14 protein-coding genes and 1 pseudogene are annotated in these 15,219 nt (G+C 60.6%); 6 read left to right on the top strand and 9 right to left on the bottom strand.

Features of this window, described 5'->3' with window-relative positions:
* Window positions 1–430: 430 nt before the first annotated feature.
* Window positions 431–964, bottom strand: coding sequence for a tautomerase family protein (locus BLQ58_RS21735; RefSeq protein ID WP_092602012.1), 534 nt, complete (start codon window positions 962–964; stop codon window positions 431–433).
* Between the two features lie 107 nt (window positions 965–1,071).
* Between BLQ58_RS21735 and BLQ58_RS21730 the strand changes: the two genes are divergently transcribed.
* Entirely contained in the window at window positions 1,072–2,091 is a 1,020-nt protein-coding gene (locus tag BLQ58_RS21730; protein ID WP_092602010.1) for a GlxA family transcriptional regulator, read from the top strand.
* A gap of 468 nt (window positions 2,092–2,559) precedes the next feature.
* Here the strand turns inward: BLQ58_RS21730 and BLQ58_RS21725 are convergent, their stop codons facing one another.
* The gene (locus tag BLQ58_RS21725; protein WP_092602008.1) at window positions 2,560–3,453 is read right to left on the bottom strand and encodes a LysR substrate-binding domain-containing protein; all 894 of its coding nucleotides are present in this window, start codon (window positions 3,451–3,453) and stop codon (window positions 2,560–2,562) included.
* A 174-nt stretch (window positions 3,454–3,627) separates the two neighbouring features.
* Between BLQ58_RS21725 and ycaC the strand changes: the two genes are divergently transcribed.
* Window positions 3,628–4,251, top strand: coding sequence for an isochorismate family cysteine hydrolase YcaC (ycaC, locus tag BLQ58_RS21720; RefSeq protein ID WP_092602006.1), 624 nt, complete (start codon window positions 3,628–3,630; stop codon window positions 4,249–4,251).
* Window positions 4,252–4,571: 320 nt separating this feature from the next.
* On the opposite strand, the gene BLQ58_RS21715 is transcribed toward ycaC, so the two are convergent.
* Window positions 4,572–5,225: a TetR/AcrR family transcriptional regulator gene (locus tag BLQ58_RS21715; protein ID WP_092602004.1), complete on the bottom strand. Its 654-nt coding sequence runs from the start codon at window positions 5,223–5,225 to the stop codon at window positions 4,572–4,574.
* 212 nt (window positions 5,226–5,437) lie between these two features.
* Here BLQ58_RS21715 and BLQ58_RS21710 point away from each other — a divergent pair, with 212 nt between their 5' ends.
* Together BLQ58_RS21710 and BLQ58_RS21705 are read left to right on the top strand one after the other, a co-directional pair.
* Window positions 5,438–6,331 (top strand): NAD(P)/FAD-dependent oxidoreductase, encoded by an 894-nt coding sequence (locus BLQ58_RS21710; RefSeq protein WP_092602002.1) that lies wholly within the window; start codon window positions 5,438–5,440, stop codon window positions 6,329–6,331.
* A gap of 333 nt (window positions 6,332–6,664) precedes the next feature.
* A complete protein-coding gene (locus BLQ58_RS21705) occupies window positions 6,665–8,224 on the top strand; it encodes a methyl-accepting chemotaxis protein (protein ID WP_092602036.1) in 1,560 nt (519 codons plus the stop codon).
* A gap of 251 nt (window positions 8,225–8,475) precedes the next feature.
* On the opposite strand, the gene BLQ58_RS21700 is transcribed toward BLQ58_RS21705, so the two are convergent.
* The 3 genes from BLQ58_RS21700 to BLQ58_RS21690 all read right to left on the bottom strand — a co-directional run bounded on the left by BLQ58_RS21700 (window position 8,476) and on the right by BLQ58_RS21690 (window position 10,918).
* The gene (locus BLQ58_RS21700; protein WP_092602000.1) at window positions 8,476–9,558 is read right to left on the bottom strand and encodes an MBL fold metallo-hydrolase; all 1,083 of its coding nucleotides are present in this window, start codon (window positions 9,556–9,558) and stop codon (window positions 8,476–8,478) included.
* A gap of 85 nt (window positions 9,559–9,643) precedes the next feature.
* A complete protein-coding gene (locus BLQ58_RS21695) occupies window positions 9,644–10,366 on the bottom strand; it encodes a nitroreductase (RefSeq protein ID WP_092601998.1) in 723 nt (240 codons plus the stop codon).
* A gap of 3 nt (window positions 10,367–10,369) precedes the next feature.
* On the bottom strand, window positions 10,370–10,918 hold the full coding sequence (locus BLQ58_RS21690) for a 4-hydroxylaminobenzoate lyase (protein ID WP_092601996.1): 549 nt from the start codon (window positions 10,916–10,918) through the stop codon (window positions 10,370–10,372).
* A 110-nt stretch (window positions 10,919–11,028) separates the two neighbouring features.
* Here BLQ58_RS21690 and BLQ58_RS21685 point away from each other — a divergent pair, with 110 nt between their 5' ends.
* Window positions 11,029–12,009, top strand: a complete 981-nt coding sequence (locus BLQ58_RS21685) for a LysR family transcriptional regulator (RefSeq protein WP_092601994.1) — start codon at window positions 11,029–11,031, stop codon at window positions 12,007–12,009.
* A 101-nt stretch (window positions 12,010–12,110) separates the two neighbouring features.
* Here BLQ58_RS21685 and BLQ58_RS29550 read toward each other — a convergent pair.
* A pseudogene (locus BLQ58_RS29550) lies at window positions 12,111–12,360 on the bottom strand (TrmB family transcriptional regulator); the annotation flags it as partial.
* Window positions 12,361–12,491: 131 nt separating this feature from the next.
* Window positions 12,492–13,586 (bottom strand): DJ-1/PfpI family protein, encoded by a 1,095-nt coding sequence (locus BLQ58_RS21675; protein ID WP_092601992.1) that lies wholly within the window; start codon window positions 13,584–13,586, stop codon window positions 12,492–12,494.
* A gap of 49 nt (window positions 13,587–13,635) precedes the next feature.
* Here BLQ58_RS21675 and BLQ58_RS21670 point away from each other — a divergent pair, with 49 nt between their 5' ends.
* Window positions 13,636–14,658 carry a GlxA family transcriptional regulator gene (locus BLQ58_RS21670; protein ID WP_092601990.1) on the top strand — a complete coding sequence of 341 codons (1,023 nt, stop codon included), beginning with the start codon at window positions 13,636–13,638 and terminating at the stop codon, window positions 14,656–14,658.
* 181 nt (window positions 14,659–14,839) lie between these two features.
* On the opposite strand, the gene BLQ58_RS21665 is transcribed toward BLQ58_RS21670, so the two are convergent.
* A complete protein-coding gene (locus BLQ58_RS21665; protein ID WP_092601988.1) occupies window positions 14,840–15,217 on the bottom strand; it encodes a response regulator in 378 nt (125 codons plus the stop codon).
* Window positions 15,218–15,219: the final 2 nt, after the last annotated feature.

Here is a 15,219-nt window from a genome sequence, read left to right as displayed (position 1 = left end):
CTGCGCCGCAACGGCGTGGCCGCGCAGCTATGGCTGGAACGGGCGTTCTTCAACGATGTGCTCACGCTTGGAGTCGGCGCCGGTCCGTACTATGCGATCGACCTCAGCGACCGCGGCCGCAACGTTACGAGCGAGCCCTCACGCTGGTCTGGGCTGCTAACGATGTCCGCAAGCTACCGAATCAGTCAGCGGTGGCTTGCACGCGTCTCTTGGAACCGGACCGTCACCGGATATGACCGCGACACCGATGTGTTCCTGGCCGGCCTAGGATATCGATTCTGATTCCAGCGTTATCGCAGCATCCGATTATGGGTGATGACGGCCCACTTCCTTGACACCGTATGGCGACAATCCGCCATGGGCGGTTGCGGGAAGGAGGCGAGGGCGCAGACATTCGCCCCCGCAGCGCCACCATGTTGGAGAGTCAGCGTTACGACTTAGCAGCTCCATCCGCAATGGCGCATGCAGCGGCTTCCAGCGTAATGCGTGACTTTTCGCGCCGGCTGCGCGCCAGTCGCTCTTCTCCGGTGCTTCGGTCGGACTCGCCGGCCAGCAATGCATGAATATCCGGCAGCCTAAAGATGGCTCCGCGGCTGCCCCAGGTACCGTCGGCGATCTCTGTCGGAAAGACCCATACTCGCGATGCGACCTCGTCGAGTGGGCGTCGCTCGGCCCGGGCCACCGCTTCCGTGACGGCCTGGACCAGCGCATTACGTGCGGCATCGGTGTATTGCCCTTCGGGCACCGAGGGGATGATCCGGTAGCGGACGGCCTTCGAGCGTTCGCCGCCAACGTATACCGCGGCCGGTCGGTGGAGATGCAACACCGTCACCGCCTGTGCAACCGGATTGTCAGGGTCATACCCCTCCGCTTCGATCAGGATGTCAGTCAGTTCTTTAACCAGGCGATCCTCTGCTTCAGGCGTCAAGGCATCTTGCGGCCACAGTGCGTCGATCATTGGCATGGTGCTAACCCTCTTCAAGTGTGTCGGTGTGCCCGATCATGGGCTTTCACCTCAAGGCTTGGAAGTGGCATTATTGCCATCATTCGAGGAACATCAGACACGCGAACATGACCATGATCCGGATCTGGGTCTATGACGGAATTTTGGCATCCGGCGTCGCAGGACCCATCGACATCTTCAGCGCTGCCAATCACTTGGGCGCCCGCGAAGGCTCCGATAGCCGCCAATCGGCGCCGAAGTTCACGTGGCGGGTGGAGTCGTTGGATGGAGGGTCTGTGAAGGCTGCATCCGGACAGAGCATTTCGGTGGATGGAAAAATCGATCCACGCAAGCCTGCAGACGCGATCCTGGTGACAGCCCCTTTCTTCGCCAACATGGAAAAACTCATCGACGGTTGGAAGGAGATCGGTGCGCTGACATCCGCGCTTCGCCGCCAACACGAAGCAGGCGCGGTGCCGGCGGCATACTGCACCGGAAATTACCTGCTTGCGGAAGCTGGCTTGCTGGACGGCCGGGGTGCCACAACACACTGGGCCAGTGTGGCGGATTTCGCGCGACGCTATCCTCGTGTTGCGCTTCGCGCCTCTGAAGTTGTGACTGCGCAAGATCGCATCGTCTCCGGCGGCTCGGTCACGTCTTACCTCAATCTCGGGGTGCGCCTGGTCGAAATGTTCGGCGGCGAGAGGCTTGCGGGGTTGACCGCCAAAGCGCTGCTGATTGATATGAACCGGACGTCTCAAGCTCCGTACACGAAGCTTCTCGATGAACATGGGCATACCGATCCGCTCGTCGCACGCGCTCAACGGCGCATGGAAGCGACCCTCCAAAATGGGTTTCGGCTCAGCGAACTGGCCCAGTGGCTCGCGGTCAGCGAACGTACGCTTAACCGGCGATTCAAACTTGCGATGGGCCTTGCGCCGTTGGAATATCTGCAGAATCTGCGCATCGAAGTCGCCAAACAGTTGCTGGAATCAAGGCCCATTCGCCTTGAGACGGTTAGTCAACGAGTCGGCTATGCTGACCTCAGTACCTTCCGACAGTTGTTCAAGCGCAAGACGGGTCTGTCACCAAGCGAGTATCAAATGCGCTTTGCCGGCGGATCGAGCACGGACATACAAAGCAACTAGCACGTAGGCCGGTGCGCGCGCGTCGCCCTTGAGGAAAGCCCCTTTGATATCAAAGGCGGGAAAGGCCTTCACAGCATCGTGCATGATCGGTTGATGTACGGGGCGCTCAGCCCACGCGAAGCGGCGCGGCACAGGCCAAGGCGGTGCCGCATGTCTGTGCGCTGACGTACGCCGAAACCCCCTTTCCAGTCGGGTAGCGGTACGTTGCGGCGTTGCTAGAATCGGCTATCGGGGGAGCTTCCGTGGAGGCCATAACCGCCGAGGCGGCAGGTGGAGACGGACAGGTCCGGGTCTCGGCGTCGTGGGGCGGGCGAATCGGTAAGCTTTCGTGCCGCGAAAGGAAAAATGGTCGACGGAATACCTCCCCCACCGATCCCCTTACACCTTCAGCATCCCAGGCGTGCGTTTGCGCGAATGGCGAGGCGCCTCGCATCCCGTGGTCACGTCTCTGGCTCTGGCGATGAGCCGCTATTCCTTGTAGATGTGGGTGGCGAAGTAGTCGATCAGCAGTCGCACGTTCGGCATCAACCCCCGGCGCGACGGGAACACGGCGTGGATGATGCCGCCTCTCGGCGCCCAGCCGGGCAGCACATCGATCAGCGTGCCGTTGCGCAGGTCATCCTCCACCACCATGCAAGGCAACTGGACGATGCCGACGCCAGTCTGCGCCGCCTTGCGCAGCGCGCTCATGTCGTCGGTGACGTAACGGGGCTGGTGCCGGACTTCGGCCGATTGTCCTTCCGGGCCGATCAGTTGCCAGACGTGGCTGCGCGGCGGGCCCCAGTCGAGGCTGGGCATGCCTGCCAGCTCCGCGGGATGGCGTAGCGGTGCGCGGCCTTCCATCAGTGCGGGGCACGCCACCAGACGCTGGTGGCTCTCCGACAGCACGCGCATCACCAGGTCACTATTTTCCAACGGCGGAAAGCGCACGCGCAGCGCAAGGTCCAGGCGTTCGCCGATCACGTCCACGCGGCGGTTGGTGGCCTCCAGATGCACCTGCACCTTCGGATAGGCCAGCATGAACTGCGCCACCAGCCCGGCCACGCGGTATTCGAGCAACGTCGTCGGGCAGGTCATGCGCACGATGCCCTGTGGCTCGGAACGCTCCCGCTCCATGACCTCGCGCGCCGCTTCGGCCTCGACCAGCACGCCGATACAGCGTTCGTAGAATTCGCGCCCGGTCTCGGTGACCGAGAAGTGCCGCGTCGATCGCTGCAGCAGCCTGACGCCATACCGGGCCTCCAGCGCCGCGATGCGCCGGCTAAGCTTGGACTTGGGCGCCCCGAGTGCCAGGCCCGCCTGGGTGAATCCGCCATGGTCGACGACCTTGACGAAGTAGTAGAGGTCGTTGAGGTCGTCCATGACTGTTCCTCCTATAGAACACAGACGGCATCTTACGGCACTACTGCGCCGGTTTCCGCGAACCTATGATGGCTCCACGCTCCGGTGCCGTCACCGCGACTGACGCCGGAGCGGCCGATGCTTCCAACAACGCGTCTGCGAGACGCGTGACCTTATCCGTGCAAGGAGATAGCCATGACAACGTCCTACAAGCGCCTGGACAAGAATGACGCAGCCGTACTGCTGGTGGACCACCAGGCCGGTCTGCTTTCGCTGGTGCGCGACATCGACCCGGACAAGTTCAAGAACAATGTCCTGGCTCTGGCCGACCTGGCCAAGTACTTCAAGCTGCCGACTATCCTGACCACCAGCTTCGAGACGGGCCCCAACGGCCCGCTGGTGCCTGAGCTGAAGGCCCAGTTTCCGGAAGCGCCGTATATTCCGCGTCCCGGTCAGATCAACGCCTGGGACAACGAAGACTTCGTGAAGGCGGTCAAGGCCACCGGCAAGAAGCAATTGATCATCGCCGGTGTGGTCACCGAGGTCTGCGTTGCCTTTCCGGCACTGTCTGCCCTGGCCGAAGGCTACGATGTGTTCGTCGTGGGCGATGCATCGGGCACGTTCGATCCGATTACGCGCGACGCGGCGTGGCATCGCATGGCCCATGCGGGCGCGCAGATGATGACGTGGTTCGGCGTGGCCTGCGAGCTGCACCGCGACTGGCGCAACGACATCGAAGGGCTCGGCACGCTGTTCGCCAACCACATTCCCGACTACCGCAACCTGATGACTAGCTTCAAGGTCATGTCCGCGAAGTAAGCCGGCCGCAACATCCCACACAACATGCCCCCGCCGCACCGTTCGCCGGTGCGGCGGGGACACGCTGCGTGGAGAAGGGATGCTGGCGGCGCGCCCAGCGCCTTGCGGAACATCGTCGAGAATCGCTGGGCGGTCATACCCGAGACCGTATGCCACCTGGGTGACGGAGTGCCGGAGGACCCCTGGGCTAAACAGCAACTAAAAAAGTGATGCAGCCCAGGCTTTGCTCAACGGTCGTACGGTCAGCCATTTCCAGATGTCGGCACGATTGTCATCCAAGGTTGCTCAGGGCGACCGGCGTATGAAAGTGCTGCGTGTTTTCATCGGCCACGATGGGGTCTTTGGATGCCACCGTGTGCGGCGATGAACATGGCGACGGCCGACCGGCAATAGGATTCGATTTCGTTGTCGTCCTCCGCCCTCGCCTCGTCGAAACGGGCGATAAGCAGGAGATCCGATCCTTTGAAAAGCGCGGCAAACAAGCGGGCGGCCTGGCGAGCGTCGGGTACGTTCAGAATCGAGTTCGCGTGCAACTGACGCAACACTGCTTCGATCTGGGCGATGACATGGGCGGGCCCGGCTTCGTAATGGAGCTTGCTTAACGACTTTTGATTCGTCTTGTCGGCCAAAACCATGGCTTCGACACTGCGGACGTCAGGACTCAACAGCGTGCGAAGCAGGGAAGACCCTACCGCCATGAGCTGATCTTCGGCCGAACCGTCGACACTTTCAGAAAGGGCCTGCGGCGCAAACTGCTCGCAGCGGGCCGCCATGGCCGCGCTGAACAGCGCCTCCTTGTTCTCGAAGTGCCGATAGATGCTTAGCTTGGATATCTTCGCCCGCTGGGCGACCTTGTCCATAGTGGTCGCTTGAAACCCCAATTCCACAAAGAGTTCGCAGGCAGCGTCGACTATCGTTTGGCGAAGCGCCGCATTGACGGGCCGGCCACGCCGGCCCTGACTGTTTTCGGTCACGACAATTCCAGTACTTGACAGTATTCAAATTCGTGAACTACGATACCATACAGTATCGTAAATGTACAAGCCGAGGGCAGGCCGGTAATCGGCGTCGGGCAACTTTCTCGCCGATGCCGGAGCCTGCGCACTAACGTCTCAAGCACTTATCTCCGGACGTTATAGCGCGCCAGGCCCATCGCGTCCCTCGCTACAACACGGAGCCCATCACCATGAATGACGTCATCATCGTCGGCGGCAGCTTTGCAGGCCTCGCGGCGGCCCTGCAGCTCGGCCGTGCGCGCCGCAAGGTCACAGTTCTCGATACCGGGCGCCCGCGAAACCGCTTTGCCGGCCACTCGCATGGCCTGCTCGGCCACGATCACAAGCCGCCGCTGGACATCCTGGCCGAGGCGCGGCAGCAACTGGCGCGCTATCCAACGATCAGGCTCATCGATGCGCGGGCCGAGAGTGTGTCTGGCGCCATCGATGATTTCTGCGTCGTCACTGACGATCAAGAAAGCCTAAGGGCCCGCCGCCTCGTCCTGAGCTATGGCGTCGCCGACCAGATGCCTGAACTTCCGGGCTTTGCCGAAAGCTGGGGCACGTCCATCGTGCCCTGTCCCTATTGCGACGGCTTTGAAGTCGCCGGCCAGCATTGGGGCCTGCTCTGGTCCGGCCCGCAGTCGCACCAGTCTGCCAGGCTGTTCCGCGATTGGACTGACAAGTTGACCGTCTTCGCTGATGGCCATGACATTGCGGCCGAAATCCGGGCCGATCTGGCACGCCGCAACATACCTGTCTTCGACGGACGGATCGTCGAGATCTCCCATCACAAGGGCCAGATCACCCCCGTCAATCTCGATACCCGCCGCAATGTGGCGGTCGACGTCCTGTTCGCCCATCCAAGCAACAAGCCGTCCGCAAGCCTGCATGAATCACTGGGCCTAGAGACGGTCGATACGCCCACTGGCATCGTCCTCAAAGTCGACGAGCGCCGCCAAACCAGCTTTCCCGGCATCTACGCCGCTGGCGACCTCGCCACGCCGTTCTTGCCCTCGGTCACCCAGGCATCTTCGCAGGGCGCGATGGCGGGTATCTTCGCCCAGCAGTCGATGGTTGTTTGAGCGTACGGACTCCTTTCTACGGTTGCGTCGTCGCCTTCGATAAGGTTGGCGCAGATCGGCACGGAGAAGGGCGGATCGCCGGGTCCAGGAGATAGCATCGTCCCGTCGATCGCGCTGCCAGATCCCGATGCGCCGGCTCGTTTTCGTTCGGCGACCGGGGGGCGTGGCGCGCATCTGGCCGCGATCCATGCCCCACTAAAGTCGGGTCCAGGATGTCATCGGAGCAGCCGTTCTGCAAGCGACAGCGCTTAATCTCGCACATCAACCGCGCCGCGGGGAGACAAAAACCAAGTAGGACCTATTGCCGGGGGCGTAGGGAACATGGGGATACAAATGGCGTTCATCGGCAACATGAAGATTGGCAAGCGGCTGGCTCTTGGCTTCTCTCTGATTCTGGCATTTTCCATTGCAATTACCGCTATCGCCATCTGGCGGCTCGACAACGTCGCGGCCGCGACGCGCGAGATGATGAAGGTGCCGCTCCTCAAGGAGAGACTGATTGGCGATTGGTATGCCAATCTGGCATCTGGCATCCGACGTACTAGCGCAATCGCGAAGAGTAGTGATCCGGCGCTGGGCCCATATTTCGCCGAAGAAGCAGCGACGTCGTCCAAGAATTCAGGTGAACTTCAGAAAAAAGTGGAAGCCCTGATTTCCACCGAAGAAGAAAGGGCGCTGTTCAGCAAGATCGGCGAATCGCGGAAGGCCTACTTGAGTTCTCGCGATGACATCAATAAGGCTAAGGCGGCCGGTAATGTTGATGAAGCCACGCGTATTCTGGACAAGGTGTTCACCCCGGCGGCGAACGCCTATCAGGGCACCATGCGCGAGTTGGTGGAAGTGCAGAGACGCACCATTGACGATACCGCCAAGGAGATTGATGGCGTTGCGGCGAAGAGCCGCGCGCTGCTGCTCGTGCTCGAAGGGATCATTCTGATACTTGGGATCATGTGTGCGTACTTCCTGACCCGTAGCATTAGCCGTCCGCTGGCACAGGCCGTCAGCGTGTCGCGTCGCGTGGCCGATGGGGACTTGTCCAGCGAGATAGTTGTGACATCGAGGGACGAGACCGGTGAGTTGTTGCAAGCGCTAAAAGACATGAATGACAAGCTCGGTGGGACGGTCGGAAATATCCGATCGGCCAGTGTGGCGGTCGCCAGCGCCGCAGGGCAAATTGCATCCGGCAATCTGGATCTGTCTTCTCGCACCGAGGAGCAGGCTGCGTCGATTGAACAGACTGCGGCCAGTATGGTCGAGCTGACGGAAACGGTGAATCAGAATGCCGACAATGCGCGTCAGGCGACTTCCCTCGCGGGAAGTGCCAGAGAGATGACGGAGTCCGGGCGTTCCGATGTGGCCGCGATGGTGCAGACGGTTGGGGAAGTGAACGCCGAATCCAAGAAGATCGCAGAGATCACCGGCATGATTGAAGGCATCGCTTTTCAGACGAACATTCTGGCGCTGAATGCCGCGGTTGAGGCGGCGCGTGCGGGTGAGCATGGACGAGGCTTCGCGGTTGTCGCCGGCGAGGTACGCTCGCTGGCGCAAAGGGCCTCTGGCGCGGCAAAAGAAATCAAGGAGCTGATTGAGACGTCAACTTTGAAGGTGCAAGTTGGTGCTCAGCAGGCCGATGGCGTGAGTGCCGCGATGGGGCGGATTAGTACGGCAATCGAGCGCGTTTCGGACATCATTGGCGAGATTTCCGCAGCCTCCGACGAGCAAAGCAGAAACCTTGAGCAGGTAAGCCTTGCTATTGCACAGATTGACCAGGCGACTCAGCAGAATGCCGCGCTGGTCGAGGAGTCTTCGGCAGCAGCACAGGCTTTGCGCGAGCAGGCGGTCGGTATGAAAGAAGAGGTGATGTATTTCAAGACCTCGGGCCAATTCGCGTAAGGGCAAGCCGGCGAGCTGCTTGACATTGTGCAGGCAGAACGGAGCGCAGGGGTAGGTCAAGTCTCGCAATATCGATGTCCGGGGGCACAACAACGCTGAATGGCGGTACTTTCCCATGGGGGCCGACCAGAAAGAGCGGCTGGTAGATTCCTGCCGATGTAACGCAGTCCGGCGCTCTGATCTGCCCGAGTTTGTCCGTCAATTTGCCTGTTTAAGGTAAGGTCCACGCGCGGAGCTTTGTGGTCACCATTTCAACGAACGTGCCCCTCAGAGAGATTGTGGATAAATGCGGGAGGAGGATCTGTAGCAGCCTGCAGTCCTGCGTAAACCATTCTCGTAAATTGATCTCCGTTGAACACGAAGTTTCCCCATTTGGCATCGAAGTTCGCTGTTGGCTTGGCTGCAACGATCTCTTCTAGCGTCTTCCCGGCCTTCTTGAGCGCGGCTACGTTGTTGCGCACAGTCACCAGCATGTCGCGAAACTCGATGAGCTGAGCGCGCGTGCCCACGGCCCCATGCCCCGGAATGACGATCGTGTGGGAGGTCGTCCGGGCTACCGCCTCGCTGGCCCATTTGATTGCGCCGTCGATACTACCGCCATCTTCGTTATCGATATACGGATAAAACCCGTTCCAGAAAGTGTCGCCCAGCGCCAGCACGTCGGCGTTCTTGAAGTAGACCCACAGATCCCCGTCCGTATGACCTTGGCCAAAGTTCTCCACTTGGATCATGGCGCCGCCAAAGTTGAACGTCATCTCGTCGTCGATCAACAGCGTTGGGCGCGCTGATTGTTGCACCGGGTCAAACGTCCAGTTCCAGGCATTTACATGTGTTCTTTCGGTCAGGTGCTTGAAGGTATTCCTTTGCGCAACGATCGTAGCACCTGCCTCGTGCATCCAAGCATTGCCATCCGTGTGGTCCCAGTGCCAATGCGTGTTGACGACGTACCGCAGCGGGCGCGGTCCGATTTCCTTGAAGGCTGCCTGGAGCTTTCCCTGTGACTTGCTGATGCCCGCGTCGACCAGGAAGTTGCCCTCCTGAGTCGCGAGCACGGTAATGTTGCCGCCGGAGCCCATCAGCACGGTGATATTGCCACGCAGGGGCTTTATAACGAGATCCTTGTCGGCACGGCGCAAATACCTTGCGCCGGCCCCCGTATGAAAATAGTCGTCCTGCGTCACTTTGGCGTCTGCGACGATCTGATGGGGTAAATCGGAGGCCGATGCAGCGAGGGGGGTGAACGCAACGGCGGCGAATCTGATCCCTGTCGACAGAAGGCTGAGCAAAATGTTCACGTTGGTTAGGAATTTCTTGAATGTGAAAAGGGCGGTCATCTAGATACGTGTTATGCAGTGTCGCCATCGACGTGTGGCTGAGAGGCGTCCAGTTCGGACGGATTTAGCGAAATCAGCGACAGGATTACCGACTTGCCGTGTCGGGAAACCCCAATAGACGGGCGAAGTCCTGCACGCGTTCGCGTGGCATCCTCGTCTGATTGACCTCGGCTTCAGGATCGCCGAAGCCCAACGACATACCGAAAGCAGTGACTTCCTCGGCAGGCATGTTCAAGTACGATGCAATCTGCGCGTGGTACGGTGCGAAGGCGACCTGGGGGCATGTGTCAATGCCCCGCGCCTTCGCGGCAATCATGAGGTTCTGGGCGAAAAGCCCGATATCGATCCAACTGTGCGGTTTCAGTCTGCGGTCGATGCTGATGATGAGCCCCACCGGAGCGCCGAAGAACGAGAAGTTCTTTTCGGTCTGGCGCGAGCGGGCCGCCGTGTCGTTGCGATCGATACCAAGCGACGCGTAGTAGCGTGCGCCGAAATCAATCAGTCTCGTGCGAAAAAGGTCGGGCAAAGGCTCAGGGAAGTGGGTGGGAGGGGGCGCCGCCCCGGCCCTGTGAGCCGCGACCAGGATGTTTGCAAGTTCGTCCTTGACCGTACCTGCAACCACGTACACGCGCCAGGGCTGAATGTTGGCCCCGCTTGGGGCGGCGGCCGCTTCCTGCAGAATCTGCTCGACCGTTTCCTGGCGGATGGGCCTTGGTTTGAAGGCGCGGACCGAACGCCGCGAGGTGACTGCTGAGGCGACGCATTGCGCGATCGCGTCCTGGGACCATTTACTAACCGTCTGGACCATGACTCACTCCTGCGGGGCTTCGTGATAGGAAATACGCCCGGAAGGCAGGAAGAACAACGCGATCACTGCGCCCCCTTTTGCTTCGGGGTAGTGATGGCTCCCAGGAGCGGGAGCGGTCCAGCCACCCGTACACCAGCCATTCGGACCGTTGAGTGCCGCACCGGGACTCAACGGCACGACCATGTTGAACTCCCCATATGGATGGCCGTGGTATTGCCCTTGGAATCGACCATCCGGATGTCCCTGTACATTGCCAGCGCTGTCCATATACACGGTAGTGATGCTGAAGTGCAGCGTACGCGCGGAGGGCTCCGCGATGCGACTACGGCGATAGGTTGGGCCTTCAATGTCGATATTGGCCGCCCAGCCATCCTCCACACCCTTGCGCACCAGCGAAGACAACGTCCGGTAGAGCTCGCTGTCAGGTCCGTATTTTCGGTTGAGCCAGCTTTCCACCTCGGTGCCGGGGGTGAGGTCCTTCACTTCCTCAAGGAAGGGGATGCATCGCTCGATCAGTGCTTCGCGATCGCTGTCCAGCGTTTCTGAAGTCATGGTTCGCCTCCTGTCCAATAGTGGGAGCCATAATGCGCCGCCAGTGAATGGAATGGAATTGATGTCTGTGCAATTGCATAATGCACGGCATTCAATGAGGGAGCGCCATCATGAGCATCGGACGCACGGACCTGAACCTTCTCAAGGTGTTCGAGGCCGTCTACGAGGAGCGGAATCTGATCCTGGCCGGCAAACGTCTGCATCTCACTCAGTCTGCGGTCAGTCATGCGTTACGCAGGCTGCGCGAGCTGGTGGGTGACGAGCTTTTCATACGGAGGGGCAAGGGCATGGTGCCGACGGGCCGTGCCATGTCGATGGCGCCAACGTTGCTGGAATCGATTCGCCGTATCGAGAACGCCTTGGGCACGGAGCCGTTTTCTCCGAGTCAGTCCAGGCGGAGGTTTGTCATTGCGGCGAATGATCACGTTACTGAAGTAATCGTAGCGCCGCTTTCCCGCGAGTTGCAGAAGTCGGCGCCCGGCGTGGACCTCGTCATTCGGCCTTCGACACGACTGGATCTCGCGGAGCAGATCGACTTGGGACGTATCGATATCGCCATCGGCATCTTCTCCCAGGTTCCACCGCGCCTGAATTCGTGCGACTTGATGTCCCACGGAGAGTCAATCTTGATGTGCAAGGGACATCCGGCTTCCAGAAGAAAACTCAGACTCGAGGATCTGGCGAAGTACCCGCTTGTCACGCTGTCAGTGGGTGGCCAGGAGGAAGGGGCGGTAGGTGGTTTCATCGTCGAGCGCGGGCTGGCTCGACAGTCCGAGATGTTCGATCGACGCGCGTTGGAAGAAGCCCTCGTTGCCTCTGGAGCGACGCCGCGACTGAGAGTCACGGTCCCTCACGCGCTTGCCATTCCGGCCCTGCTTCGCCAAACGGACATGCTGTCGATCGTACCGGCGTCGCTGGCCCTGGCGCTCGCAGACCGTGGAGGCCTGGCTCGTCGCGCACCCCCTTACCCATCACGCACCGAAATCATGCGCGCGGTCTGGCATGGCCGTGACGATGACGATGTGGGGCATGCCTGGCTGCGCGAGATGATTTCGAAGACCGCGAAGACCTCAGAAGCAGCGTTAAAGTAGCCCGAAGGCGGCCGCTTGCCGCTCGCCCGGTTAGTAGTCGGCCGATAGGCTCGTATAGCGTTGCCACGTGCGTCAATTGATAGTTTCGCAGCAGACCCTTTCCGCGAGATAGCCAGGAGGATCGATTCCCTGCCGCTGAACGACCAGACCATCCCGGGTTCTTGTTGAACCGGCAGGCGATCCAGCGCCGAGGCTGCGGCGTCGGGGGTCGGCGTTGACGCGTGAACGAAGTTCCGCGAGCGGTGCCGTGTGCGGAATTGTCGCGTAACGCAAGGGCTCGGAGTGGTAAACGAGTACGGTCCCCCACGTTTCCAGGCGGGCCAGGGTTTCATACCCCTGCGACGGAGGCACCATGGTCCCTTGGATTTCGTGGAAGCGGCTGTTTCACATTGAAACGGCGAGATGCCGAGAGCGGCCAGGCGCACAGCACCACCTGGGCGGGATATTGCTGGGTTGGAAGGATGAGTCGCTCCCCTTCGTTATCAGAAGCCGCCGCGTTCATCGTACTCCATGGTGAGTTCGACCAACTTGCGCGTGGCGTCACCATAGCGTTGCGCGATGTCGATCAACGTGCTGCGCAGTTGCCTGGCCGGCAATGTGTCGGCTTCCAAGCGTACCCAATAGGGACTGCCGTTGGCCGCGGGCGATGCCGGCTCAAGCGTCAAGCCGCTGCGCATCTGTACGGAACGCGAAGCTACGGCAACGGCCGTTGACCTGTACGTCCGAGACCAGGCGTCCGCCGCCAGGGCGAGTTGAATGTCGTCGATGCCATCCTTCACGGGAATCGCTATTGTTTCGTGTCGCCAGAACGTGAGGGTATTGACGACGAGCGTCCGAAGGCTGCGCGCTTCAAGGCGGAATGGGGTGGCATCATGGGCGGTCTCCCAATTGCCCGCGCCAATCGAATCCGCTATTGATCTTGCCTGCGCCCGGCCGGCAATAGCTTCGATAATGGCCACGCTGATCGGCACGGATGCGCTAACGCCCGTTGTCGAAACGATGCCGTGGTCGGCAACGTAGCGGCGATTGGGCACGTGGACGGCACCCGGGTGTCGGGCAACCAGTGTGGCCTTGTCATACCAGTGCCCAGCGAATCGACGATGATCGAGAAGTCCCGCGTTGCCCACCACCAGGGCACCCGAGCATATCGCTACGATTACAGCCCCTTTCGCGGCCTGTGAGCGTATCCAGTCGATGATAACGGGGTCGTTGTCGGAGTGCATCGCTGGGACGATGACGTAGTCCGCGCCGTTTGGATATCGGCGGTCAAATGACGCCACGTCATTGGGTAGGTTGACGGCGAGTGCGGGCATCAGATTCACTCGTCCCGGTTTTGGTGCCACGGCCTCTACGGTGGCAACGTTCGCCCGGCGCAATACTGCGTAGGGCACCAGAAAATCGGTGGTTTCCGTGCCTTCGTTAAGCGCAAGCACGGCAATGACGGCCTGTTTCTGGCGTGGCGGAGGGATGGACGTGTCGCCGGCGGAGATAGAATTCCGGGCGTGGGCTGCAGCACTGCTGGCAATCTGCAGACTTGCCATCACAACGATTGAGACGAACCTGAACGGGAATGCCACGCTATTTTCTCGAAATCCTGATCATGCCCGCAGGGTACGGAGCCCGCTGATGGCGGGCAAGGACAACATTGCCGCGCTTTCTGCCACCATTGGCGCCGGGGCGGTGCCCGCTCGCCACGTTGTACTGGTGGCGTTTGACGGTGTCGAGGCCATAGACGTGGCCGGGCCGGCCAGTGCACTGAGCAAGGCAGCCGAGTACGTTCCAGGCGCTTATCGATTGACTATTGCCTCGCCGAGCGGCGGGGATGTCCGAACCAACGCTGGCCTGACCATTGCCGCGACGCAAACCCTGAGCACAGTGGCGGTTCCCATCGACACCCTGATTGTGGCAGGAGGAGATGAGCCGGCCTTGCGTGCTGCCATTGTCGAACAAGGGGTTAGCGAATGGGTGGCGCGCATGGCCCCCGAGGTTCGACGCGTGGCCAGCGTTTGTACAGGTGCGTTTGCCTTGGCGGCTGCCGGCATCCTGGACGGCAGGCAATGCACGACGCACCGGAATGCGTGCGCGATGCTGCAGTCGATGTTTCCGAAGGCTCACGTACTGAACGATCCCATCTATGTGTGTGACGATGGCCTCTGGACTTCCGCTGGCGTTACCACAGGACTCGACATGACGCTCGGGATGATCGCGGCTGACCTGGGCCAGCCCGTGGCGATAGAGATCGCACGCAATCTGGCCGTCTACATGCTGCGCGGTAGCACCGAGTCGCAGGAGAGTCGCACGTTGGCGGCACAGGCGCGCGCAACGCCGCGCGTCCGAGAGCTGGTGGCCTGGATCATGAACAACCTGTCAGGCGATCTTTCGGTCGAGTCGATGGCGCAGAGGGTCCTCATGAGCCCGCGCAGCCTGGCCCGGTCGTTCTTGGCGGAGACCGGCAGCACCCCGGCAGCCTTCGTCATGCGGTCGCGATTGGAAAGGGCTACGACCCTACTACTGCAAACGGATTGGCCGCAGGAGAAAATCGCCTCGGAGAGTGGCTTTCGGTCAGTGGACGCCCTTCAGCGCGCGTTTGGCCGAGAAAAAGGCTGCACTCCTAACCTGTTCCGCGCGAATGGCGGAAAGTCGGTTTGATTGCATGAGGTCTTCATGCTGATTCGCGGCAACTGGCTTTGCGCCCGACATGCCTCATGCTTTTCGTTCGCCTCCCAACGCCAGAACGTGACGTTGAGGCAAGAAGAATCCAGATGGTATGGCTCATTGCTAGCCATCCACGGGCTGGCCACGCATCAGCCACTGTCGAGTAAATGGTGCCTTAGAATCCGCGACTGCTTTTGCCGTTCAGTAGTCGCGACACCGCTTCGACGATGTCTGATGGAAGGCAAGGTTTTTCAAAGACGACGTCGAACAGGTGTGGATGGCGACGGCCTATCTCCGCCTGAGCAGCAGTCAACAGAACGACGGGAATATGTGCGGTGGCAGCGTCAGCGCGTAGCTGCTGTGCAAGTTCTAGCCCTGTCATAACGGGCATCATAAAGTCCGTGATGACTAAGTCTGGTAAAGCCTCAGTCACCAGACGCAGACCTGCTTCGCCATCCGCGGCGGTGCGCACTGAAAAGCCTTCCGCTGAAAGCATGAAGGCCAGCGCATCGGCATTCATTGTCTCGTCGTCGATGACAACAACGGTGGCCATAA

Source organism: Ralstonia sp. 25mfcol4.1 (genome assembly GCF_900104095.1).
Classification (GTDB): domain Bacteria; phylum Pseudomonadota; class Gammaproteobacteria; order Burkholderiales; family Burkholderiaceae; genus Cupriavidus.
This window is presented reverse-complemented; position numbering and strand designations above follow the sequence as displayed.